The sequence below is a fragment of the Enterobacter sp. J49 genome (genome assembly GCF_002148625.1).
Classification (GTDB): Bacteria; Pseudomonadota; Gammaproteobacteria; order Enterobacterales; family Enterobacteriaceae; genus Enterobacter; species Enterobacter ludwigii.
Genome location: NZ_MWPY01000030.1, coordinates 109,897 through 132,468, shown reverse-complemented (window position 1 = coordinate 132,468; position 22,572 = coordinate 109,897). Strand labels below are relative to the sequence as shown.

The following is a 22,572-nucleotide window of genomic DNA, read 5'->3' as shown; positions in this document are numbered from 1 at the left end:
TCTCCGCAAAATCAGCGTAAAGAGAGGTATTCCGCGACCGGGCCTAACGCGAGGGCGGGGATAAAGGTCAGGGCGCCGACCAGCAGCACGGTACCGGCCAGCAGTCCGCTAAACAGCGCGCCGTGGGTCGGCAACGTCCCGCTGGTGGTCGGTTGAATTTTTTTGCTCACCAGCGACCCGGCAATCGCCAGCACCGGCACAATGACCCCGAAACGGCCCACGAACATGCAGAACGCCAGCAGACAGTTCCAGAACGGTGAGTTAGCGCTTAAGCCTGCGAAGGCACTACCGTTATTGTTAGAAGCAGAAGAGACGGCATAAAGCACTTCGCTAAAGCCGTGGATGCCAGGGTTGAAGATGCCGCTGCGTCCGGCCTCCGTCATCAGTGCCAGTGCGGTACCAGCCAGCACGAGGGCGGGGGTGACCAGAATCGCCAGCGCGGTTAACTTCATCTCACGGACATCGATTTTTTTGCCCAGATATTCCGGGGTGCGACCAATCATCAGACCCGCAATGAACACCGCCAGCAGAACAAACAGCAGCATGCCGTAAAGACCCGAGCCTACGCCGCCGAATACCACTTCACCGATCTGCATCAGCCACATCGGGATCATGCCGCCCAGTGCCGTGAAGGAGTCGTGCATAGCATTGACCGCCCCGCAGGATGCCGCCGTCGTGACCACGGCATAAAGGCTGCTGGCGAGAATGCCAAAGCGGCTCTCTTTCCCTTCCATATTCATGGTGCCGTCAGCGCCCAGCGTCAGGAAATGCGGGTTACCTTGCCACTCGGCCCACATCACCAGCGCAACACAGACGACAAAGATGAGCGACATGGTCCAGAGCAGGGTGCGACCCTGACGACGATCGTTCACTACATCGCCAAAAGCAAAGCACAGCGCTGCGGGGATCAGGAAGATCGCCAGCATTTGCACAGCGTTGGTCAGTGCCGTTGGGTTTTCAAACGGATGCGATGAGTTGGCATTGAAGAAACCGCCACCATTCGTACCGAGCATCTTAATGGCTTCCTGTGAGGCCACAGGCCCCATCGGCAGAAGCTGTTTTGCCCCTTCAAGCGAGGTATAAGGCGCGTAAGGCAGCAGGTTTTGCAGCGTACCTTGCTGAATAAAGAACAGCGCGATGAGCAGAGCAATCGGAAGTAAGACCCACAGAGTAATGCGCGTGAGATCAACCCAGGCATTGCCCAGCGTACCCATATTCTGACGTGCAAACGCACGCGTCAGCGCGAAGACAACCGCGATGCCGCTGGCTGCTGAGAGGAAATTTTGTACGGTTAATCCCACCATCTGGCTGAAGTAGCTCAGCGTGGTTTCGCCGGCGTAGGATTGCCAGTTGGTATTGGTGACAAAGCTGACGGCCGTATTCAGCGCAAGATGCCAGGACAGGCCCGGTAACTGTTGCGGGTTCAGCGGCAGGCTACCCTGCAACATCAGCATGACAAAGAGCGCGACCAGCCCAACGATATTCAGCAGCAGAATAGCGACCAGATACTGACGCCAGTTCATCTCCTGATCGCGTATTCCCAGTACGCGCCAGATCCCTTTTTCGATACTTCCCGTACCCGGTAAGGACACGTTGTTGATCAGCCGCGCGAGCCCCGTTCCCAGCGGTCTGGCAAGCACCAATAAGACCAGTAAAAAGCTGGCTATAAGTAAAAACGCCTGAGCAGCCATCAGAAGGCCTCCGCATTAATCAGGGCGTAGACCAGATAACCCAATAACAGGAACACCAGCACGATGCCGGTAATCAGACCTGCACTCACAATCCACCTCCGAGTGACATTTGTATTTGTGTTAACGGTAGGATTTATGGCGCAAAGATTTCGCAAAAATCGGCAGGGTGGGTGTAAAAAAAGTATAAAAATGGAAAAGGCACAATTTAACTGTTGGTAAGTAAATCGTTAACTTTTTTGTAACTTACTTACGGCGGAAATGTAAATATTCACTAAATGGATGAAAATAACTGGTCTGATGAGTAGTAAAATTACAAGCAAAGCGGTATTATTTTAGCCAGATCACAGATTTCAAATTTTCCGGAGCATGTTTCCGGCCAACTATAGGGGAGAAAATATGGATCTTTATAAAGCGTATCCGGCTCATATCGTTTTCATGCGTCGCACTTTCGCCGTAGTGGCTGGCGTGCTGGCCCTGCCGGTGATGCTCTTCTGGAAAGACCGCGCACGTTTTTATAGCTATTTGCACCGCGTCTGGGCCAAAACCAGCGAGAAGCCGGTGTGGATGGATCAGGCCGAGAAAGCGACCTGCGATTTTTACTGATACGAAGACGACACACAGCAATAAAAAAACCGCCTACAGCAATGTGGCGGTTTTTTTTATCCCTCAGGATCCGCGGTCCGTTGGGCCGTTTTTGGGCACCCGTCAGAGCGTGTATCCACCGACTTATCACCGGTGGTGAACGGTGGAGCGGTTAGCAGCAGGGACCGCATGATGAAACGCTCTTTTTGCATTGCGTTCATTATCGCCAGCGTACTCGTGGTAAGACGTGATGAACCGACACTGTTTATTGCTTTTACCATGATGGCGCAGGACACGTAGCGTTAAGGCCGCCCCGGGCGGCCTTTTTTATTTCATCGCGTCTACACTTCATGGCAAAGTAGATAAAAGCCAGCCGCATTTTCTCTTTAGTGGCATGGCCTTACGGACATAATGGATAATTGCCAGGAGTTTTATGCCCACCCATCTGGTTTGGTTTCGCGCGGACCTGCGCGTACATGACAATCTCGCCCTTGCGGCTGCCTGCCGCTCCCCGGAAGCCCGCGTGCTGGCGGTGTTTATCGCCACCCCCGGGCAGTGGCAGCAGCATGCTATGGCACCACGCCAGGCGGCTTACCTCAGCTCACATCTGAATGGCTTGCAGTGTTCGCTTGCCGAAAAAGGGATCCCGCTCATTTATAAAGAGGTCAGTGACTTCTCCGCACAATGCCAGGCCGTGCAGGCGATCTGTGAGCAGTACGCTGTCACCCACCTTTTTTACAACTATCAGTACGAATTCAATGAACGTCAGCGGGATCGTCAGCTGGAGAAAATCCTGCAGGATGTAGAGTGTCAGGGTTTTGATGACAGCGTCATGCTGCCGCCGGGCAGTGTCATGACCGGCAACCACGAGATGTATAAAGTCTTTACGCCGTTTAAAAATGCCTTCATTAAAAGACTGAAGGAGGCGCTGCCGGAATGTGTGGCTGCACCCACCGTGAGGGGAGAGGCCATAACGGAGATACCCGAGCGGGAGTTTGACTATCCGCAACAGGCGTTTGATGAGACTCTGTTTCCGGCTACCGAAAAAAACGCTATCGCGAAGCTGCGCCAGTTTTGTAAAGCGGGCGCAGGCGATTACGACGCGCGCAGGGATTTTCCCGCGACAGAGGGCACCAGCCGTTTATCGGCCTGTCTGGCGCTGGGCGTGCTCTCTCCGCGCCAGTGTCTGCATCGTCTTCTGGCGGAACAACCGCAGGCACTGGACGGGGGCCCCGGCTCCGTCTGGCTTAACGAACTTATCTGGCGCGAGTTTTATCGCCATTTGATGACGTATCACCCTGATTTATGTAAGCATCGTCCGTTTATACCCTGGACTGATAACGTAAACTGGCAACACAACGAGAGCCACTTACAGGCCTGGCAGAAAGGCGAAACGGGCTTCCCGATTGTTGATGCCGCGATGCGCCAGCTCAATGAAACCGGATGGATGCACAACCGGCTGCGAATGATTACCGCCAGCTTCCTGGTGAAAGATCTGCTTATCGACTGGCGTGTCGGGGAGCGGTATTTTATTTCTCAGCTGATCGATGGCGATCTGGCGGCGAATAACGGCGGCTGGCAGTGGGCGGCGTCCACCGGAACCGACGCCGCGCCCTATTTCCGTATTTTTAATCCTGCCACGCAGGGACAAAAATTTGATGCAGACGGCGAGTTTATCCGCCGCTGGTTGCCCGCGCTGAGCAATGTCCCTGCAAAAGCGATCCACGACCCGTGGGCTTGGGCGGATAAACAGGGCGTGAAGCTCGATTATCCCCGTCCGATTGTTGACCATAAACAGGCGCGTGTCGCCACGCTGGCGGCGTACGAGGCCGCCCGCAAAGCTTAAGAGAGTAATGATGAAAAACAGCGAACTGGAAAGCCTGATTAACGAAAAACTGAACAGCGCCTCCTTCAGCGATTACGGCCCGAACGGCCTCCAGGTTGAAGGACGCGAAACGGTGCAGAAAATTATCACTGGCGTGACGGCAAGCCAGGCGCTGCTGGACGAAGCCGTCCGTCAGGAAGCGGATGCCGTTATTGTCCATCACGGTTATTTCTGGAAAAACGAAGCACCGATCATTCGCGGTATGAAGCGAAACCGCCTGAAAACGCTGCTGGCAAATGATATCAACCTGTACGGTTACCATCTGCCGCTGGATGCGCACCCGGAGCTGGGCAATAACGTACAGCTCGCGCAGCTGTTGGGGATTACCGTCATGGGTGAAATTGAGCCGCTGGTGCCCTGGGGAGAGCTGGCCATGCCGGTGCCCGGCCTGGAGCTGGCCTCATGGATTGAAGCGCGTCTGGGACGCCGTCCGCTCTGGTGCGGTGACACCGGTCCGGATACGGTGAAGCGGGTTGCCTGGTGTACTGGTGGTGGTCAGGGCTTTATTGACAGCGCGGCACGCTTTGGTGTCGACGCCTTCATCACTGGAGAAGTGTCCGAGCAGACCGTCCATTCGGCGCGTGAACAAGGTCTGCATTTTTACGCGGCAGGTCACCATGCCACCGAGCGTGGCGGAATTCGCGCCCTCAGTGAATGGCTGACCGAAAATACCGATCTGGATGTCACGTTTATTGATATCCCTAACCCGGCCTGATGAGAGGTATCTGAGTGCAGCGAGCGCGTTGTTATCTTCTGGGGGAAACGGCAGTGGTTCTGGAGCTGGAACCGCCAGTGACCCTTGCCACGCAAAAGCGTATCTGGCGGCTAACGCAGCGCCTGGCCGATGTGCCTGAAGTGGTTGAAGCGATTCCGGGTATGAATAACATCACCGTGGTGCTGCGTAATCCGCATACGCTGGCGCTGGATGCTATTGAACGTTTGCAGCGCTGGTGGGAAGAGAGCGAGGCGCTGGAGCCGGATTCCCGGACAATTGAGATCCCGGTGGTGTATGGCGGCGAGCATGGACCCGATCTTGGCGTAGTGGCGGAACACTGCGGATTAACGGAAAAGCAGGTGGTTGAATTGCACGCCTGCGTTGATTACGTGGTCTGGTTCTTAGGTTTCCAGCCGGGCTTTCCCTATCTGGGGGGGCTCTCACCGCAATTGCATACGCCGCGTCGCGCCGAACCCCGCCTGAGCGTGCCGGCGGGCACGGTGGCTATCGGTGGTGAGCAGACCGGCATTTATCCTCTGACGTCACCGGGGGGCTGGCAGCTTATCGGGCATACGTCCAGGCCGTTATTTGAACCAGGGCAGGAGGTTCCCATACTCCTTCGTCCCGGCGATACCCTGCGCTTTATCCCGCAGAAGGAGGGGGTATGTTAACGCTGATTCGCGCCGGGCTTTACACGTCCGTACAGGATGCCGGCCGCTTTGGCATGCGCCAGTCGGGCGTGAGCTACTGTGGTGCGCTGGACAGGCCTGCGCTGGAGATTGCTAACGTGCTGGTGGGCAACCCTGGCAGCACGGCGGCACTCGAAATTACGCTTGGCCAGTGTGTGATTGAATTCGGCGAGGAGACCTGGTTTGCCTTAACCGGGGCCGCCTGTGATGCCGAGCTGGATGGCAAAGCGGTCTGGACAGGCTGGCGGCTGCGGGCGAAAGCCGGGCAGCGTCTGACCCTTAAACGTCCTGTGCACGGCGTGCGAAGCTATCTTGCGGTCGCAGGGGGGATTGATGTGCCAGAAGTGCTGGGTTCATCCAGCACCGATCAGAAAGCCGGCATTGGCGGTCATGAAGGGCGCCTGCTGCGTGACGGCGATCGTCTGGCGATTAAACCCTCAACGCGCCACTTCTCGACGGCCCAGGGGGTAAAACAGCTGTTATGGACCAACCAGATCCGTGCCTTACCGGGGCCGGAATATCAGGAGTTCGATGAAGTCGCTCAGGAGACGTTCTGGCGTTCGCCGTGGAAGATCAGCCCGCAAAGTAACCGTATGGGATACCGCCTGCAGGGGCAGCCATTGACCCGTACGACAGATCGGGAATTGCTCTCACACGGTTTATTGCCTGGCGTCATTCAGGTGCCGGGTAACGGTCAGCCGATCGTGCTGATGAACGATGCGCAAACCACGGGGGGATACCCGCGTATTGCCTGCATCATTGAAGCGGATCGCTACCACCTGGCGCAAATTCCTCTCGGACAGCCGATTCATTTTGTGCAATGTACCCTGGAGGAGGCGCTGAAGGCACGCCAGGATCAGCAGCGTTATCTGGAACAACTGGCATGGAGGCTCGATGGCAAAGATTGATTTAAACGCCGATCTGGGTGAGGGCGGAAGTGCCGATGCTGAACTGATGACGCTGGTCTCTTCAGTCAATATTGCCTGCGGGTTTCACGCGGGTGACGCGCAAACCATGCTGGTCAGCGTGCGTAATGCGATTAAGCACGGCGTGGCGATAGGGGCACATCCCAGTTTTCCTGACAGGGATAATTTTGGCCGCACGGCAATGGATCTCCCTCCTGAGACGGTGTATGCCCAGACGCTCTATCAAACGGGCGCGCTGGAGGCGATTGTGCGTTCCCAGCAGGGCGTGCTGCGCCATGTGAAACCCCACGGCATGCTCTACAATCAGGCGGCCAAAGATCCGGCTCTCGCGGATGCCATTGCCCGCGCGGTGCGGGACTGCAACCCGCAGCTCATCCTGGTGGGGCTGGCGGGGAGCGAGCTTATTCGTGCGGGACAGCGGCTGGGGTTAACCACCCGTCAGGAAGTTTTTGCTGACAGAGGGTACCAGCCGGATGGCAGCCTGGTTCCCCGTTCACTGCCCGGTGCGCTTATTACCGATGAATCACAGGCGCTGGCGCAAACGCTGGCGATGGTATGTGAGGGGTCGGTAAAGGCAATTGATGGTTCAACGGCCAGAGTCCAGGCGGATACGGTGTGTTTACACGGCGATGGTGAGCACGCGCTGCAGTTTGCACGCCGCTTACGGGCGGCCTTTGCGGAGCAGGGTATTCTCGTAAGTGCATGACATAACGATAAGGACAGAAAAATGCCTGAAGGCCCGGAGATCCGCCGTGCAGCGGATAGCCTCGAGGCGGCGATAAAAGGCAAACCGCTGACGGATGTCTGGTTTGCTTTTCCTCAACTGAAACCGTTTGAAGCCCAGCTGGTGGGGCAGACGGTGACGCACATTGAAACGCGCGGCAAAGCGCTGCTCACGCATTTCTCCCATAACCTGACGTTATATAGCCATAATCAGCTGTACGGCGTTTGGCGCGTGGTGAAGGCAAACGAGCAGCCGCAAACTACCCGCGTGCTGCGCGTCAGGCTACAGACGGCAGACAACGCGATTCTGCTCTACAGCGCATCTGATATCGAAATGTTAACGCCAGAGCAGCTGCTCACTCACCCGTTCCTGCAGCGCGTCGGGCCGGATGTGCTGGATATGAGCCTGACCCCGTGCGATGTGAAAGCCCGTCTGGTGTCACCTCGGTTTCGTAACCGACAGTTTTCCGGACTGTTGCTCGATCAGGCGTTTCTGGCTGGATTAGGAAATTACCTGCGGGTGGAAATCCTCTGGGAAGTGGGCCTGGCGGCGCAGCATAAGGCATCGCAACTCAGTGATGAACAGCTGGAGGCGTTATCCCACGCACTGCTGGATATCCCGCGCCTGTCCTACAACACGCGTGGCGTGGTGGATGACAACAAGCACCATGGGGCATTGTTCCGCTTTAAGGTGTTTCATCGTGAAGGGAAGGCGTGTGAGCGGTGCGGCGGGTTAATTGCGAAAACCACGCTGTCATCGAGACCGTTTTACTGGTGTCCGCACTGCCAGAAGTAAAATGAAAACGGTAACCCAGGGGGTTACCGTTTTTAATGTCTTTACTCTCTCGGAGTAAGAGAGGGATGGGGTGAGGTCATCAGGCCACACCCCGTTAACATCAGCGTTTGATGTCAGACTTAAAATCACGCTGCTCGTAGCCAGTATACAGCTGACGAGGACGGGCGATTTTCATGCCTTCGCTGTGCATTTCGTTCCAGTGCGCAATCCAGCCAACGGTACGTGCCATGGCGAAGATCACGGTGAACATGGAAGACGGAATGCCCATCGCTTTCAGAATAATGCCAGAGTAGAAATCGACGTTCGGGTAGAGTTTCTTCTCGATGAAGTACGGGTCGTTCAGTGCGATGTGCTCAAGCTCCATCGCCACTTCCAGCAGGTCGTCTTTTGTACCCAGCTCTTTCAGCACTTCGTGGCATGTTTCACGCATAACGGTAGCGCGTGGGTCGTAATTTTTGTACACACGGTGACCGAAGCCCATCAGACGGAAGGAGTCATTCTTGTCTTTCGCGCGACGCACGAATTCAGGAATGTGCTCAACGGAGCTGATCTCTTCCAGCATCTTCAGTGCCGCTTCGTTCGCGCCGCCGTGCGCCGGTCCCCACAGGGAGGCGATACCCGCAGCGATACAGGCGAACGGGTTCGCGCCTGAAGAGCCTGCGGTACGGACGGTGGAGGTGGAGGCGTTCTGTTCGTGGTCAGCGTGCAGGATCAGAATACGGTCCATCGCACGTTCCAGTACCGGGTTCACTTCGTACTCTTCACACGGCGTGGAGAACATCATGCGCAGGAAGTTACCGGCGTAGGAGAGGTCGTTACGTGGATAAACAAACGGCTGACCGATGGAGTATTTGTAACACATCGCTGCCATTGTCGGCATTTTGGACAGCAGGCGGAACGCCGCGATATCGCGGTGACGTGGATTATTCACGTCCAGCGAGTCGTGGTAGAACGCTGCCAGCGCACCGGTAATACCGCACATCACCGCCATTGGGTGAGAATCACGACGGAAAGCATGGAACAGACGGGTGATCTGCTCATGAATCATGGTGTGACGGGTCACGGTGGTTTTGAATTCATCGTATTGTGCCTGCGTCGGTTTTTCGCCGTTCAGCAGGATGTAGCACACTTCCAGATAGTTGGATTCAGTGGCTAACTGATCGATGGGGAAGCCGCGATGGAGCAGGATACCTTCGTCACCATCAATGAAGGTGATTTTGGATTCGCAAGATGCGGTAGAGGTAAATCCAGGGTCGAAGGTGAATACACCTTTAGAACCCAGCGTACGGATATCAATAACATCCTGACCGAGCGTGCCTTTTAGCACATCCAGTTCAACAGCAGTGTCACCATTTAGGGTGAGCGTTGCCTTTGTATCAGCCATTTACGGTCTCCTTAGCGCCTTATTGCTTAAGACTGCCAATTACCGGATTTGCATTCTGCTGATTTCTCACCGTTACCAGTTTGTTATTTGGCTTACCGCTCAGCTCACGAGGAGAAACCAGGGTACAGAGCTATGGCGCCTTGCAGGTAAAAACATGAAAAATCAGTGAAACAACAGCAAATCAGTGTCTTCGCAGTCCGAATTATTCAAACCTGTATATCACTAATAACTGTCCTGATAACTTCGGTCAATACCATCACACTGTTACATAACTATTTGTCAGGTGAAAGTGAGACCTCATAACTTTTGCGCATTATATGCCTTTTCTGATGACGTTTGTAACAATATTGTTTAACATTTGTCAAATCAGATGATTAAAAATTAAAAAGATGTTGTTATCGTGACCCTGATCACTGTTCCAGAGAAAACCCGACAAACTGTATGTAGGTTAATTGTAATGATTTTGTGAACGGCCTATACTGCCGCCAGGTCTCCGGAACACCCTGCAATCCCGAGCCACCCAGCGTTGTAACGTGTCGTTTTAGCATTTGGAAGCAATGTTTTGCATGACGCGCAGTTATAGAAAAGGAACGCTGTCTGACCCGCATCGCAGTCCGGAGGAAGGAAACAATAAGAACAGCATGTGGGCGTTATTCATGATAAGAAATGTGAAAAAACAAAGACCTGTCAATCTGGATCTCAAAACGATCCGGTTCCCTGTAACAGCAATAGCGTCCATTCTGCACCGCGTTTCTGGTGTGATTACGTTTGTGGCGGTCGGCATTCTGCTGTGGTTACTGGGTACCAGCCTCTCTTCTCCTGAAGGATTCCTCCAGGCCTCTGCCATCATGAACAGCTTCTTCGTGAAATTTATCATGTGGGGCATTCTGACTGCGCTGGCGTACCACGTTGTCGTGGGCATTCGTCATATGCTGATGGACTTTGGCTACCTGGAAGAGACTTTCGAAGCCGGTAAACGCTCCGCTAATATTTCATTTGTATTGACTGTCGTGCTTTCACTTCTCGCAGGAGTTCTCGTATGGTAAGCAACGCCTCCGCATTAGGACGCAACGGCGTACATGACTTCATTCTGGTCCGTGCTACCGCCATCGTTCTCACCCTTTATATCATCTATATGATTGGTTTCTTCGCGACCAGCGGCACGCTGACGTGGGAAATCTGGAGTGGGTTCTTCGGATCTGCCTTCACCAAAGTGTTCACCCTGCTGGCTCTGTTCTCCATCCTTATTCATGCCTGGATTGGTATGTGGCAGGTGTTGACCGATTACGTTAAACCGCTGGCGATTCGCCTTCCTCTGCAGCTGGTCATTGTCGTTGCACTGGTGGTTTACGTTATTTATGGATTCGTTGTGGTGTGGGGTGTGTAATGAAACTGCCAGTCAGAGAATTTGATGCTGTTGTGATTGGTGCTGGTGGCGCAGGTATGCGTGCAGCACTGCAAATTTCCCAGAGCGGCCAGACCTGTGCGCTGCTCTCTAAAGTCTTCCCGACCCGTTCCCACACTGTCTCCGCGCAGGGCGGTATTACCGTTGCGCTGGGCAATTCCCATGAAGATAACTGGGAATGGCACATGTATGACACGGTCAAAGGTTCCGACTACATCGGCGACCAGGATGCTATCGAATATATGTGTAAGACTGGCCCGGAAGCGATTCTGGAGCTGGATCACATGGGGCTGCCGTTCTCCCGTCTGGAAAATGGCACCATTTATCAGCGTCCGTTTGGCGGCCAGTCGAAAAACTTCGGCGGCGAGCAGGCGGCACGTACTGCAGCTGCGGCTGACCGTACCGGTCACGCACTGCTGCACACGCTGTATCAACAGAACCTGAAAAACCACACGACTATTTTCTCCGAGTGGTATGCGCTGGATCTGGTGAAAAACGCCGATGGCGCCGTTGTAGGTTGTACCGCGCTGTGTATTGAAACCGGTGAAGTGGTCTACTTCAAAGCGCGTGCTACCGTGCTGGCGACCGGCGGTGCAGGCCGTATTTATCAATCTACCACCAACGCCCACATCAACACCGGTGACGGCGTAGGTATGGCTATCCGCGCCGGCGTACCGGTGCAGGATATGGAAATGTGGCAGTTCCACCCAACCGGCATCGCCGGTGCCGGCGTGCTGGTAACAGAAGGCTGCCGTGGTGAAGGGGGTTACCTGCTGAACAAACACGGCGAGCGCTTCATGGAGCGTTATGCCCCGAATGCGAAAGACCTGGCGGGTCGTGACGTGGTGGCGCGTTCCATCATGATCGAAATCCGTGAAGGCCGCGGCTGTGACGGCCCATGGGGTCCACACGCGAAGCTGAAACTCGACCATCTGGGTAAAGAGGTTCTGGAATCACGTCTGCCAGGCATTCTGGAGCTGTCTCGTACCTTCGCGCACGTCGATCCAGTGAAAGAGCCCATCCCGGTAATCCCAACCTGTCACTACATGATGGGCGGTATTCCGACCAAAGTGACCGGCCAGGCGCTGACCGTGAACGAGCAGGGTGAAGACGTTGTTATCCCGGGCCTGTTTGCCGTCGGTGAAATTGCCTGCGTATCCGTACACGGTGCAAACCGTCTGGGCGGGAACTCCCTGCTTGACCTGGTGGTATTTGGTCGTGCGGTAGGTCTGCATCTGCAAGAGTCTATTGCCGAGCAGGGTGCGCTGCGTGATGCCACCGACGATGAAATTGATGCGTCGCTTGAGCGTCTGAACCGCTGGAACGGCAACCGTAATGGTGAAGATCCGGTGGAAATCCGCAAAGCGCTGCAGGAATGTATGCAGCACAACTTCTCGGTATTCCGTGAAGGGGATGCGATGGCCAAAGGTCTTGAGCAGCTGAAAGCGATCCGCGAGCGTCTGAAAAATGCCCGTCTGGACGACACGTCCAGCGAGTTCAATACCCAGCGCGTTGAGTGTCTGGAGCTGGATAACCTGATGGAAACGGCGTTCGCTACCGCGATGTCGGCAAACTTCCGTACCGAGAGCCGTGGCGCGCATAGCCGCTTCGACTTCCCGGATCGTGACGATGAAAACTGGCTGTGCCATTCCCTGTATCTGCCAGAGTCGGAATCCATGACGCGTCGTAGCGTCAATATGGAACCGAAACTGCGTCCGGCGTTCCCGCCGAAGATTCGTACTTACTAATGCGGAGACAGGATAATGAAACTCGAATTTTCAGTTTATCGTTATAACCCGGATGTAGATGATGCTCCGCGTATGCAGGATTACACCCTGGAAGCGGAAGAAGGCCGTGACATGATGCTGCTGGATGCCTTAATCCAGCTGAAAGAAAAAGATCCGACACTGTCGTTCCGTCGCTCATGCCGTGAAGGCGTTTGTGGCTCTGACGGTGTGAACATGAACGGTAAAAATGGTCTGGCCTGCATCACGCCAATTTCAGCGTTGCAGCGCGCGGGCCAGAAAATTGTTATCCGTCCTTTGCCAGGTCTGCCAGTCGTTCGTGATTTGGTGGTAGACATGGGGCAATTCTATGCACAATATGAGAAGATTAAGCCTTACTTATTGAATAATGGGCAAAATCCACCGGCTCGTGAGCACTTACAGTCTCCTGAGCAGCGTGAAAAACTCGACGGTTTGTACGAGTGTATTCTCTGTGCATGTTGCTCGACCTCTTGCCCGTCGTTCTGGTGGAACCCGGACAAGTTTATCGGCCCGGCCGGTCTGCTGGCTGCCTATCGCTTCCTGATCGATAGCCGCGACACCGAAACCGACAGTCGTCTGGAAGGACTGAGTGATGCTTTCAGCGTATTCCGCTGCCATAGCATCATGAACTGCGTCAGTGTATGTCCTAAGGGGCTGAACCCGACGCGCGCCATCGGCCATATTAAGTCGATGCTGCTGCAGCGCAGTGCATAAGTAACAGGAGGGGAGCGTTGTTCCCCTCACCCTGACCCTCTCCTGACAGGAGAGGGGATAAAATGTAGGAAACCTCTAAAAACTGCCCCGAGGTGCAGACAGTTTTTAAAGGTTCCTTCGCGAGCCCAAGACAACATAAGAGCTCGCAGGTGAACCCCGGCACGTACGTGTTGTACGTGGTAGTTTCTACGGCGAAAGTAAGCATAAAAATGCTTAAGGGATCACGATGCAGAACGGCGCAATGAAAGCCTGGCTGGACTCTTCTTACCTCTCTGGTTCAAACCAGAGCTGGATAGAACAGCTCTATGAAGACTTCTTAACCGATCCTGACTCAGTGGACGCAAACTGGCGTTCCATGTTCCAGCAGTTACCTGGCACTGGAGTCAAACCGGATCAATTCCATTCCAAAACACGTGATTATTTCCGTCGTCTGGCGAAGGATGCCTCACGTTACTCTTCTGCGATTTCCGACCCTGACACCAATGCGAAGCAGGTTAAAGTCCTGCAGCTTATCAACGCTTATCGCTTCCGTGGTCACCAGCATGCGAATCTCGATCCGCTGGGACTGTGGAAACAAGATCGTGTGGCGGATCTCGATCCGGCGTATCACGATCTGACCGAGGCCGATTTCCAGGAAAGCTTTAACGTAGGTTCCTTTGCCATCGGCAAAGACACGATGAAGTTGGGCGAACTGATTGACGCGCTCAAGCAAACCTACTGCGGCTCCATCGGCGCGGAATATATGCACATCACCTCTACAGAAGAGAAACGCTGGATCCAGCAGCGCATCGAATCTGTGGCGGGCCACGCGAATTTCTCTGCTGAAGAGAAAAAACGCTTCCTCAGCGAACTGACCGCAGCAGAAGGCCTTGAACGCTATCTGGGCGCGAAATTCCCGGGTGCGAAACGCTTCTCGCTAGAAGGCGGCGACGCGCTGGTACCTATGCTGAAAGAGCTGATTCGTCACGCGGGCAAAAGCGGTACCCGTGAAGTGGTGCTGGGTATGGCGCACCGCGGTCGTCTGAACGTACTGGTCAACGTGCTGGGTAAAAAACCGCAGGACCTGTTCGACGAATTCGCGGGCAAACATAAAGAACACCTCGGCACCGGTGACGTGAAGTACCACATGGGCTTCTCGTCTGATATCGAAACCGAAGGCGGTCTGGTTCACCTGGCGCTGGCGTTTAACCCGTCACACCTGGAAATCGTGAGCCCGGTGGTTATCGGTTCTGTGCGTGCGCGTCTGGATCGTCTGGACGAGCCGAGCAGCAACAAAGTTCTGCCAATCACCATTCACGGTGACGCGGCGGTCACAGGGCAGGGCGTGGTTCAGGAAACGCTGAACATGTCCAAGGCGCGTGGTTACGAAGTGGGCGGTACCGTTCGCATTGTTATCAACAACCAGGTGGGCTTCACGACCTCTAACCCACTGGATGCGCGTTCTACCCCGTACTGCACCGACATCGGTAAGATGGTTCAGGCGCCAATCTTCCACGTTAACGCGGATGACCCTGAAGCCGTGGCGTTCGTTACCCGTCTGGCGCTGGACTACCGTAACACCTTCAAACGCGATGTGTTCATCGACCTGTTCTGCTACCGCCGTCATGGCCACAACGAAGCTGACGAGCCAAGTGCAACGCAGCCGCTGATGTATCAGAAAATCAAAAAACACCCGACGCCACGCAAAATCTATGCTGACAAGCTGGAAGGCGACAACGTGACGACGCTGGAAGATGCGACCGAAATGGTCAACCTCTACCGCGACGCGCTGGATGCGGGTGAATGCGTAGTGAAAGAGCTGCGCCCGATGAACATGCACTCCTTTACCTGGTCGCCGTACCTCAACCACGAGTGGGATGAGAGCTACCCGAACAAGGTAGAGATGAAGCGCCTGCAGGAGCTGGCTAAACGTATCAGCACCGTACCAGACGCTATCGAGATGCAGTCTCGCGTAGCGAAAATTTATGCTGACCGTCAATCAATGGCAGCGGGCGAGAAGCTGTTCGACTGGGGCGGGGCGGAAACACTGGCTTACGCAACGCTGGTTGATGAAGGCATTCCTGTTCGTCTGTCCGGTGAAGATGCGGGCCGTGGCACCTTCTTCCACCGTCACGCGGTAGTTCACAACCAGACTAACGGTTCAACCTATACTCCGCTGCAGCATGTCCATAACGGTCAGGGTCAGTTCAAGGTATGGGACTCCGTTCTGTCTGAAGAAGCGGTACTGGCATTCGAATACGGCTACGCCACCGCGGAACCGCGCACCCTGACTATCTGGGAAGCGCAGTTCGGTGACTTCGCCAACGGCGCCCAGGTCGTTATCGACCAGTTCATCTCGTCCGGCGAGCAGAAATGGGGCCGTATGTGTGGCCTGGTGATGCTGCTGCCACACGGTTACGAAGGTCAGGGTCCGGAGCACTCCTCCGCCCGTCTGGAACGTTATCTGCAGCTCTGCGCTGAGCAGAACATGCAGGTCTGCGTGCCGTCCACCCCGGCTCAGGTCTACCACATGCTGCGTCGTCAGGCGCTGCGCGGTATGCGCCGTCCGCTGGTGGTCATGTCGCCAAAATCCCTGCTGCGCCACCCGCTGGCGGTGTCCAGCCTGGACGAACTGGCGAACGGCACCTTCCTGCCTGCCATCGGTGAGGTTGACGAACTGGATCCGCAGGCCGTTAAGCGTGTTGTGATGTGTTCTGGTAAGGTTTATTACGACCTGCTGGAACAGCGCCGTAAGAACGACCAGAAAGATGTCGCCATCGTGCGTATCGAACAGCTTTATCCATTCCCGCACCAGGCGGTGCAGGAAGCGTTGAAACCGTATGCTCACGTGCATGATTTTGTCTGGTGCCAGGAAGAGCCGCTCAACCAGGGCGCCTGGTACTGCAGTCAGCATCATTTCCGTGAAGTCATTCCATTTGGGTCTGCCCTGCGTTATGCAGGTCGCCCGGCCTCCGCCTCTCCGGCGGTAGGGTATATGTCCGTTCACCAGAAGCAGCAACAAGATCTGGTCAATGACGCGCTGAACGTCGATTAATTAAAGGATACATAATGAGTAGCGTAGATATTCTTGTTCCCGACCTGCCTGAGTCCGTAGCAGATGCGACCGTCGCCACCTGGCACAAAAAACCGGGCGATAGCGTTAAGCGCGATGAAGTGCTGGTAGAAATCGAAACTGACAAAGTGGTACTGGAAGTACCGGCTTCAGCGGATGGCATTCTGGATGCAGTCCTGGAAGACGAAGGGACAACCGTAACCTCCCGTCAGATTCTGGGTCGCCTGCGTGAAGGCAACAGCGCGGGCAAAGAGTCCAGCGCGAAGTCTGACGAAAAAGCGTCTACCCCAGCCCAGCGTCAGCAGGCCTCTCTGGAAGAGCAAACTAACGACGCGCTCAGCCCGGCGATCCGTCGCCTGCTGGCCGAGCACAACCTGGATGCGGCTGCCATTAAAGGCACCGGTGTCGGTGGTCGTCTGACCCGTGAAGATATCGAGAAGCACCTGGCGAAAGCCCCTGCTCAGGCAGAAGCTAAAGCGCCAGCAGCGGCAGCGGCGCCGGCAGCACAGCCTGCGCTGGGTGCCCGTAGCGAAAAACGCGTGCCGATGACTCGCCTGCGTAAGCGTGTGGCTGAGCGTCTGCTGGAAGCGAAAAACTCCACCGCGATGCTGACCACTTTCAACGAAGTGAACATGAAGCCAATCATGGACCTGCGTAAGCAGTACGGTGACGCGTTTGAAAAACGTCACGGTATCCGTCTGGGCTTTATGTCCTTCTACGTGAAAGCGGTTGTTGAAGCGCTGAAACGCTACCCGGAAGTTAACGCTTCTATCGATGGCGATGACGTGGTTTACCACAACTACTTCGACGTCAGCATGGCAGTCTCTACGCCACGCGGTCTGGTTACCCCGGTTCTGCGTGATGTCGATACTCTGGGTATGGCTGACATCGAGAAAAAGATTAAAGAGCTGGCTGTAAAAGGTCGCGACGGCAAGCTGACCGTAGACGATCTGACCGGCGGTAACTTCACCATTACCAACGGCGGCGTTTTCGGTTCACTGATGTCTACCCCGATCATCAACCCGCCGCAGAGCGCGATCCTGGGTATGCATGCCATTAAAGATCGTCCAATGGCGGTAGACGGCAAAGTTGAGATCCTGCCAATGATGTATCTGGCACTCTCTTACGATCACCGTCTGATCGACGGCCGCGAGTCCGTGGGCTTCCTGGTTGCCATCAAAGAGCTGCTGGAAGATCCAACGCGTCTGCTGCTGGACGTCTAGTTTTAGCAGTCTTGCCCGGCGGCGCGTTGTCTGCCGGGCCTACAAAAGCACTACCTAACGATTACCTGAAGGATGGATAGAACACATGAACTTACATGAATATCAGGCCAAACAGCTGTTTGCCCGGTATGGCTTACCGGCTCCGGTGGGTTATGCCTGTACTACCCCGCGTGAAGCAGAAGAAGCCGCATCTAAAATCGGTTCCGGCCCTTGGGTAGTTAAGTGTCAGGTTCACGCTGGTGGCCGTGGTAAAGCGGGCGGTGTGAAGGTTGTTAAGAGTAAAGAAGAGATTCGTGCGTTTGCTGAACATTGGCTCGGCAAGCGTCTGGTAACGTACCAGACAGATGCGAACGGCCAGCCTGTCAACCAGATCCTGGTTGAAGCTGCAACTGACATCGCGAAAGAACTGTACCTGGGCGCGGTTGTTGACCGTAGCTCCCGTCGTGTGGTGTTCATGGCGTCTACCGAAGGCGGCGTGGAAATCGAGAAAGTGGCAGAAGAGACGCCACACCTGATCCACAAAGTGGCGATCGATCCGCTGGCAGGCCCTATGCCTTACCAGGGTCGTGAGCTGGCGTTCAAACTGGGCCTGGAAGGCAAGCTGGTTCAGCAGTTCACCAAGATCTTCATGGGTCTGGCCACCATCTTCCTGGAGCGCGACCTGGCGCTGATCGAGATCAACCCGCTGGTCATCACCACTCAGGGCGACCTGATCTGCCTCGACGGCAAACTGGGCGCTGACGGCAACGCACTGTTCCGCCAGCCGGATCTGCGTGAAATGCGCGACCAGTCTCAGGAAGACCCGCGTGAAGCGCAGGCTGCACAGTGGGAACTGAATTACGTGGCGCTGGATGGCAACATCGGCTGCATGGTTAACGGCGCAGGCCTGGCGATGGGCACCATGGACATCGTTAAGCTGCACGGCGGTGAGCCTGCAAACTTCCTCGACGTGGGCGGTGGCGCAACCAAAGAGCGTGTAACCGAAGCGTTCAAAATCATCCTCTCTGACGACAACGTCAAAGCCGTGCTGGTTAACATCTTTGGCGGTATCGTGCGTTGCGACCTGATCGCAGACGGTATCATCGGTGCGGTAGAAGAAGTGGGTGTTAACGTCCCGGTTGTGGTGCGTCTGGAAGGTAACAACGCTGAACTCGGCGCGAAAAAACTGGCTGACAGCGGCCTGAATATTATTGCAGCGAAAAGTCTGACGGATGCAGCTCAGCAGGTTGTTGCCGCAGTGGAGGGGAAATAATGTCAGTTTTAATTAATAAAGATACCAAGGTTATCTGCCAGGGCTTCACCGGTAGCCAGGGGACTTTCCACTCCGAACAGGCGATTGCCTACGGCACGCAGATGGTTGGCGGCGTAACGCCAGGTAAAGGCGGCACCACGCACCTGGGCCTGCCGGTATTCAACACCGTGCGCGAAGCGGTTGAAGCGACGGGCGCGACCGCGACCGTTATCTACGTTCCGGCTCCGTTCTGCAAAGACTCGATTCTGGAAGCGATTGACGCGGGCATCAAGCTCATCATCACCATCACCGAAGGTATCCCGACGCTGGATATGCTGACCGTGAAAGTGAAGCTGGATGAAGCTGGCGTGCGCATGATCGGCCCGAACTGCCCGGGCGTTATCACCCCAGGCGAATGTAAAATCGGCATCATGCCGGGTCACATTCACAAACCGGGTAAAGTGGGTATCGTCTCCCGTTCCGGTACGCTGACCTATGAAGCGGTTAAGCAGACTACCGACTACGGTTTCGGCCAGTCCACCTGTGTGGGCATCGGTGGTGACCCCATCCCAGGTTCTAACTTCATTGATATCCTGAAAATGTTCCAGGAAGATCCGCAGACCGAAGCGATCGTGATGATCGGTGAGATCGGCGGTAGCGCAGAAGAAGAAGCGGCTGCGTATATCAAAGAACATGTGACCAAGCCGGTCGTCGGTTATATCGCAGGTGTGACAGCGCCGAAAGGTAAGCGTATGGGTCACGCAGGCGCGATTATCGCAGGCGGTAAAGGTACGGCTGATGAGAAATTCGCCGCGCTGGAAGCCGCAGGTGTGAAAACCGTTCGCAGCCTGGCGGATATCGGCGAAGCACTGAAATCCATCATTAAGTAAATCCTCTCTGCTCCCTGTAAAAGGGAGCGTTGAAGTAATAAGTGTCCGTTTCGACATGGTTGGCCGCTGTAAAGCGGCCTTTTTTAATGCCTGCGTTTTGCGACCAGCGTGAATTTGTAATCGTCGCTGTTAAACACGTTACGGCTGTATTCAAACACCCGCCCATCCTTCAGAAAGCCGCGTGACACCTTTTCCAGTATCGGTTTTGCCGGATCCAGCGCCAGCGCGTCGATCGCCTCCTGAGAGGGCATGATCGGAACCAGTTCCTGTTCACTGCGATCGATAACCATCTTCTTGATCTGTTCGATGTAGTGATATTTGGAATTTTCCATCACCTCCCAGGTGAGGTCGGCGAACATCGCCAGCGGCATCCACGTCTCTTCCAGATTCACCGGTTTTTGCTTAATAAAGCGCACCCGTTTGACATGCCACACTTTGTCATCCGGGCGAATGTTAAGCGTCTCAGCCAGTTTCACATCCGCTTTGATCACTTCGAATGTTTTTACGTCGCTGTGGGTATCGACGTTTCGGTCCACCAGTTTTTCATAAAAGCCGGTAAGCTGATAAATGTCGTAATTGACGCGCTCCTCTTTCACATAGGAGCCGCTGCCCTGAATGCTCTCGATAATCTGCTCTTCAGTGAGGAGTTTCAGTGCCTGCCTCACCGTGACGCGACTGACGCTAAATGTCTCCTGCAGGCTGGATTCCGTCGGTAACGCATCACCGGGTTTTAACTCACCGGCGGTAATTTTCTCGCGAAGCGCATCCGCTATCTGCCGGTACATCGGTTTATTGCCCATGTCGTCTGCCTTCTAATACCTTTTCACGGAATTATGCCTCCAGCACAGAATTTGTAAATAATACAAGTTAAATACAAATTGTTGGTGTTAGTGAAAATGATCACATAAAGGTATCAGTTTGTCTGTCACAATTGATCCGGAATAATTCCCCTTGAGTGTGAGGATCCTGATGAACCTGACGACCCTGACCCATCCCGACGCTGTCTGCGTGCAGGCGCAGTACACCAGTCGTGATGAAGCAATACGCCAGCTCACGATGCGGCTGGTGACGCTCGGCAAAATTACCGACGGCAATGCGTTTTTAACCGAAGTCTTTCATCGGGAATCGCTAGGCCCTACCGCGCTTGGCGAAGGGCTGGCAGTCCCGCATGGTAAATCAGCGGTGGTGAAAGAGGCGGCTTTTGCCGTAGCCACCCTGTGTGAACCGCTGAGCTGGGAAGGCGTGGATGGCCCGGAAAATGTCGAGCTGATTTTCCTGCTTGCCATTCCGCCGGCTGAAGCTGGCTCAACCCATATCCAGGTGCTGACGGAACTTACTTCTCGTCTGGCGGATGAAACTCTTCGGGCGCGCGTCATGGCGGCTACCACGGCAGCAGCGCTACTCGCCGCGCTGGACGATGTGCCACAGGAAGATGACGCTGTCGCGTTCGTGGATGCGCCAACCATCGTTTGTGTAACTGCATGCCCCGCCGGCATTGCGCATACCTATATGGCAGCTGAGTATCTGGAAAAAGCGGGGCGTAAGCTTGGCGTAAACGTGGTGGTGGAAAAGCAGGGGGCGAACGGTATCGAAGGGCGGTTGACCGCGCAGCAGTTACGCACTGCGCAGGCCTGTATCATTGCCGCAGAAGTGGCTCTCAAAGAGAGCGAGCGTTTTCAGGGCATCCCGACGCTGTCCGTGCCGGTCGCGGAACCGCTTCGCCATGCCGAAGCGCTTATTAAGCGTGCGTTGGCCTTACCCCCCGCGGAAACGGATCGCCAGGTGCACACCGGCAATGATGTGAGCAAGAGCCTTAAGACGGAGCTTAAGCAGGCCCTGCTCAGCGGTATTTCCTTTGCCGTGCCGCTGATTGTGGCGGGAGGCACGGTGCTGGCCGTTGCGGTATTGCTGGCACAGATGTTGGGATTACAGCATCTGTTTGAGCAGGAGAACTCATGGCTGTGGATGTATCGCAAACTCGGCGGGGGGATGTTAGGCACGTTAATGGTGCCGGTGCTGGCCGCGTATACCGCCTACTCGCTGGCAGATAAACCTGCTCTGGCGCCGGGTTTTGCGGCCGGTCTTGCCGCCAATATGATCGGTTCAGGTTTTTTAGGGGCGATTGCAGGTGGCCTGATTGCCGGCTATCTGATGCGCTGGGTGAAAAACCATATCCGTCTGAGTCAGCGTTATAACGGCTTTTTAACCTATTACCTCTACCCGGTGATTGGCGTGCTGGGCGCGGGCAGCCTGATGCTGTTCGTGATCGGCGAGCCGGTCGCGTGGATCAACACCTCCCTCACGGCATGGCTTAACGGGCTCTCCGGTGCCAATGCGCTGCTACTGGGCACTCTGCTCGGTTTTATGTGCTCGTTCGATTTGGGGGGACCGGTCAACAAAGCGGCCTATGCGTTCTGTCTGGGGGCGATGGCCAACGGCGTTTACGGGCCGTATGCCATTTTTGCTTCCGTCAAAATGGTCTCGGCTTTTACCGTCACGGCTTCAACCATGCTGGCGCCGCATCTCTTTAAACCGTTTGAAATCGAAACCGGCAAGTCGACGTGGCTACTGGGCCTTGCGGGCATCACCGAAGGGGCAATTCCGATGGCCATTGAAGATCCGCTGCGGGTGATTGGCTCGTTTGTTGTTGGCTCGATGGCAACAGGGGCGATTATCGGTGCAATGGGTATCGGGTTGTCTACGCCGGGGGCGGGCATCTTCTCTCTCTTTTTACTGCATGACGCGGGGATGGGTGGCGCGATCGCGGCGGCAGGCTGGTTTGGTGCTGCGCTGGCGGGAACGATGCTCTCTACGCTCATCTTACTGTTCTGGCGACGTCAGGGCGTAAAAAAAGGCAAATACCTGACGGAAGACGTCACGCCATAAATTCATTTACAGGA

20 protein-coding genes are annotated in these 22,572 nt (G+C 55.2%); 16 read left to right on the top strand and 4 right to left on the bottom strand.

Annotated features, from left to right (window positions below; all coding sequences use genetic code 11):
* Positions 1-11: 11 nt before the first annotated feature.
* Both kdpA and kdpF read right to left on the bottom strand, forming a co-directional pair.
* Positions 12-1,691: a potassium-transporting ATPase subunit KdpA gene (gene kdpA / locus BJP35_RS09505; protein ID WP_086463052.1), complete on the bottom strand. Its 1,680-nt coding sequence runs from the start codon at positions 1,689-1,691 to the stop codon at positions 12-14.
* Positions 1,691-1,780, bottom strand: coding sequence for a K(+)-transporting ATPase subunit F (kdpF, locus tag BJP35_RS09500; protein ID WP_015386886.1), 90 nt, complete (start codon positions 1,778-1,780; stop codon positions 1,691-1,693). The genes kdpA and kdpF overlap by 1 nt, the downstream gene beginning before the upstream one ends.
* A gap of 307 nt (positions 1,781-2,087) precedes the next feature.
* Between kdpF and BJP35_RS09495 the strand changes: the two genes are divergently transcribed.
* From BJP35_RS09495 to nei, 7 genes are all read left to right on the top strand, one after another.
* Entirely contained in the window at positions 2,088-2,294 is a 207-nt protein-coding gene (locus BJP35_RS09495; RefSeq protein WP_014883027.1) for a YbfA family protein, read from the top strand.
* Between the two features lie 412 nt (positions 2,295-2,706).
* Positions 2,707-4,119, top strand: coding sequence for a deoxyribodipyrimidine photo-lyase (gene phrB, locus BJP35_RS09490; RefSeq protein WP_086463051.1), 1,413 nt, complete (start codon positions 2,707-2,709; stop codon positions 4,117-4,119).
* Between the two features lie 10 nt (positions 4,120-4,129).
* Positions 4,130-4,873 carry a type 2 GTP cyclohydrolase I gene (locus BJP35_RS09485; RefSeq protein ID WP_020884971.1) on the top strand — a complete coding sequence of 248 codons (744 nt, stop codon included), beginning with the start codon at positions 4,130-4,132 and terminating at the stop codon, positions 4,871-4,873.
* A gap of 14 nt (positions 4,874-4,887) precedes the next feature.
* On the top strand, positions 4,888-5,544 hold the full coding sequence (gene pxpB, locus BJP35_RS09480; RefSeq protein ID WP_014169163.1) for a 5-oxoprolinase subunit PxpB: 657 nt from the start codon (positions 4,888-4,890) through the stop codon (positions 5,542-5,544).
* Positions 5,538-6,470, top strand: a complete 933-nt coding sequence (gene pxpC, locus BJP35_RS09475) for a 5-oxoprolinase subunit PxpC (RefSeq protein WP_086463050.1) — start codon at positions 5,538-5,540, stop codon at positions 6,468-6,470. The genes pxpB and pxpC overlap by 7 nt, the downstream gene beginning before the upstream one ends.
* Entirely contained in the window at positions 6,457-7,194 is a 738-nt protein-coding gene (gene pxpA / locus BJP35_RS09470; RefSeq protein ID WP_020884969.1) for a 5-oxoprolinase subunit PxpA, read from the top strand. The genes pxpC and pxpA overlap by 14 nt, the downstream gene beginning before the upstream one ends.
* A gap of 21 nt (positions 7,195-7,215) precedes the next feature.
* Positions 7,216-8,007 (top strand): endonuclease VIII, encoded by a 792-nt coding sequence (gene nei, locus BJP35_RS09465; RefSeq protein WP_047357111.1) that lies wholly within the window; start codon positions 7,216-7,218, stop codon positions 8,005-8,007.
* 100 nt (positions 8,008-8,107) lie between these two features.
* Here nei and BJP35_RS09460 read toward each other — a convergent pair whose 3' ends face one another.
* Positions 8,108-9,391, bottom strand: a complete 1,284-nt coding sequence (locus BJP35_RS09460) for a citrate synthase (protein WP_014169167.1) — start codon at positions 9,389-9,391, stop codon at positions 8,108-8,110.
* Positions 9,392-10,032: 641 nt separating this feature from the next.
* Between BJP35_RS09460 and sdhC the strand changes: the two genes are divergently transcribed.
* The 8 genes from sdhC (at position 10,033) to sucD (ending at position 19,672) form a co-directional block, all read left to right on the top strand.
* Positions 10,033-10,437 carry a succinate dehydrogenase cytochrome b556 subunit gene (sdhC, locus tag BJP35_RS09445; RefSeq protein WP_025204654.1) on the top strand — a complete coding sequence of 135 codons (405 nt, stop codon included), beginning with the start codon at positions 10,033-10,035 and terminating at the stop codon, positions 10,435-10,437.
* Positions 10,431-10,778, top strand: coding sequence for a succinate dehydrogenase membrane anchor subunit (gene sdhD / locus BJP35_RS09440; protein ID WP_010428702.1), 348 nt, complete (start codon positions 10,431-10,433; stop codon positions 10,776-10,778). The genes sdhC and sdhD overlap by 7 nt, the downstream gene beginning before the upstream one ends.
* Entirely contained in the window at positions 10,778-12,544 is a 1,767-nt protein-coding gene (gene sdhA / locus BJP35_RS09435) for a succinate dehydrogenase flavoprotein subunit (protein ID WP_014883036.1), read from the top strand. Before sdhD ends, sdhA begins: the two co-directional genes overlap by 1 nt.
* Positions 12,545-12,559: 15 nt before the next feature.
* Complete coding sequence (gene sdhB / locus BJP35_RS09430; protein WP_014169170.1) at positions 12,560-13,276, top strand: succinate dehydrogenase iron-sulfur subunit SdhB; 717 nt, start codon at positions 12,560-12,562, stop codon at positions 13,274-13,276.
* Positions 13,277-13,502: 226 nt separating this feature from the next.
* The gene (sucA, locus tag BJP35_RS09425; protein WP_014169171.1) at positions 13,503-16,310 is read left to right on the top strand and encodes a 2-oxoglutarate dehydrogenase E1 component; all 2,808 of its coding nucleotides are present in this window, start codon (positions 13,503-13,505) and stop codon (positions 16,308-16,310) included.
* A gap of 14 nt (positions 16,311-16,324) precedes the next feature.
* A complete protein-coding gene (odhB, locus tag BJP35_RS09420; RefSeq protein ID WP_025204653.1) occupies positions 16,325-17,551 on the top strand; it encodes a 2-oxoglutarate dehydrogenase complex dihydrolipoyllysine-residue succinyltransferase in 1,227 nt (408 codons plus the stop codon).
* Positions 17,552-17,636: 85 nt separating this feature from the next.
* Positions 17,637-18,803 carry an ADP-forming succinate--CoA ligase subunit beta gene (gene sucC / locus BJP35_RS09415; RefSeq protein ID WP_006809579.1) on the top strand — a complete coding sequence of 389 codons (1,167 nt, stop codon included), beginning with the start codon at positions 17,637-17,639 and terminating at the stop codon, positions 18,801-18,803.
* Positions 18,803-19,672 carry a succinate--CoA ligase subunit alpha gene (sucD, locus tag BJP35_RS09410; RefSeq protein ID WP_014169173.1) on the top strand — a complete coding sequence of 290 codons (870 nt, stop codon included), beginning with the start codon at positions 18,803-18,805 and terminating at the stop codon, positions 19,670-19,672. The genes sucC and sucD overlap by 1 nt, the downstream gene beginning before the upstream one ends.
* A gap of 83 nt (positions 19,673-19,755) precedes the next feature.
* Here sucD and BJP35_RS09405 read toward each other — a convergent pair whose 3' ends face one another.
* Complete coding sequence (locus tag BJP35_RS09405) at positions 19,756-20,472, bottom strand: GntR family transcriptional regulator (protein WP_020884965.1); 717 nt, start codon at positions 20,470-20,472, stop codon at positions 19,756-19,758.
* A gap of 169 nt (positions 20,473-20,641) precedes the next feature.
* Between BJP35_RS09405 and mngA the strand changes: the two genes are divergently transcribed.
* Complete coding sequence (mngA, locus tag BJP35_RS09400) at positions 20,642-22,558, top strand: PTS 2-O-a-mannosyl-D-glycerate transporter subunit IIABC (protein WP_086463048.1); 1,917 nt, start codon at positions 20,642-20,644, stop codon at positions 22,556-22,558.
* Positions 22,559-22,572: the final 14 nt, after the last annotated feature.

What these genes read in the sequence shown, in the direction of transcription:
- kdpA (WP_086463052.1), bottom strand. Translation starts at nt 1,691, where the DNA reads ATGGCTGCTCAGGCGTTTTTACTTATAGCCAGCTTTTTACTGGTCTTA.
- BJP35_RS09495 (WP_014883027.1), top strand. Translation starts at nt 2,088, where the DNA reads ATGGATCTTTATAAAGCGTATCCGGCTCATATCGTTTTCATGCGTCGC.
- phrB (WP_086463051.1), top strand. Translation starts at nt 2,707, where the DNA reads ATGCCCACCCATCTGGTTTGGTTTCGCGCGGACCTGCGCGTACATGAC.
- BJP35_RS09485 (WP_020884971.1), top strand. Translation starts at nt 4,130, where the DNA reads ATGAAAAACAGCGAACTGGAAAGCCTGATTAACGAAAAACTGAACAGC.
- pxpC (WP_086463050.1), top strand. Translation starts at nt 5,538, where the DNA reads ATGTTAACGCTGATTCGCGCCGGGCTTTACACGTCCGTACAGGATGCC.
- pxpA (WP_020884969.1), top strand. Translation starts at nt 6,457, where the DNA reads ATGGCAAAGATTGATTTAAACGCCGATCTGGGTGAGGGCGGAAGTGCC.
- nei (WP_047357111.1), top strand. Translation starts at nt 7,216, where the DNA reads ATGCCTGAAGGCCCGGAGATCCGCCGTGCAGCGGATAGCCTCGAGGCG.
- BJP35_RS09460 (WP_014169167.1), bottom strand. Translation starts at nt 9,391, where the DNA reads ATGGCTGATACAAAGGCAACGCTCACCCTAAATGGTGACACTGCTGTT.
- sdhC (WP_025204654.1), top strand. Translation starts at nt 10,033, where the DNA reads ATGTGGGCGTTATTCATGATAAGAAATGTGAAAAAACAAAGACCTGTC.
- sdhD (WP_010428702.1), top strand. Translation starts at nt 10,431, where the DNA reads ATGGTAAGCAACGCCTCCGCATTAGGACGCAACGGCGTACATGACTTC.
- sdhA (WP_014883036.1), top strand. Translation starts at nt 10,778, where the DNA reads ATGAAACTGCCAGTCAGAGAATTTGATGCTGTTGTGATTGGTGCTGGT.
- sdhB (WP_014169170.1), top strand. Translation starts at nt 12,560, where the DNA reads ATGAAACTCGAATTTTCAGTTTATCGTTATAACCCGGATGTAGATGAT.
- sucA (WP_014169171.1), top strand. Translation starts at nt 13,503, where the DNA reads ATGCAGAACGGCGCAATGAAAGCCTGGCTGGACTCTTCTTACCTCTCT.
- odhB (WP_025204653.1), top strand. Translation starts at nt 16,325, where the DNA reads ATGAGTAGCGTAGATATTCTTGTTCCCGACCTGCCTGAGTCCGTAGCA.
- sucC (WP_006809579.1), top strand. Translation starts at nt 17,637, where the DNA reads ATGAACTTACATGAATATCAGGCCAAACAGCTGTTTGCCCGGTATGGC.
- sucD (WP_014169173.1), top strand. Translation starts at nt 18,803, where the DNA reads ATGTCAGTTTTAATTAATAAAGATACCAAGGTTATCTGCCAGGGCTTC.
- BJP35_RS09405 (WP_020884965.1), bottom strand. Translation starts at nt 20,472, where the DNA reads ATGGGCAATAAACCGATGTACCGGCAGATAGCGGATGCGCTTCGCGAG.
- mngA (WP_086463048.1), top strand. Translation starts at nt 20,642, where the DNA reads ATGAACCTGACGACCCTGACCCATCCCGACGCTGTCTGCGTGCAGGCG.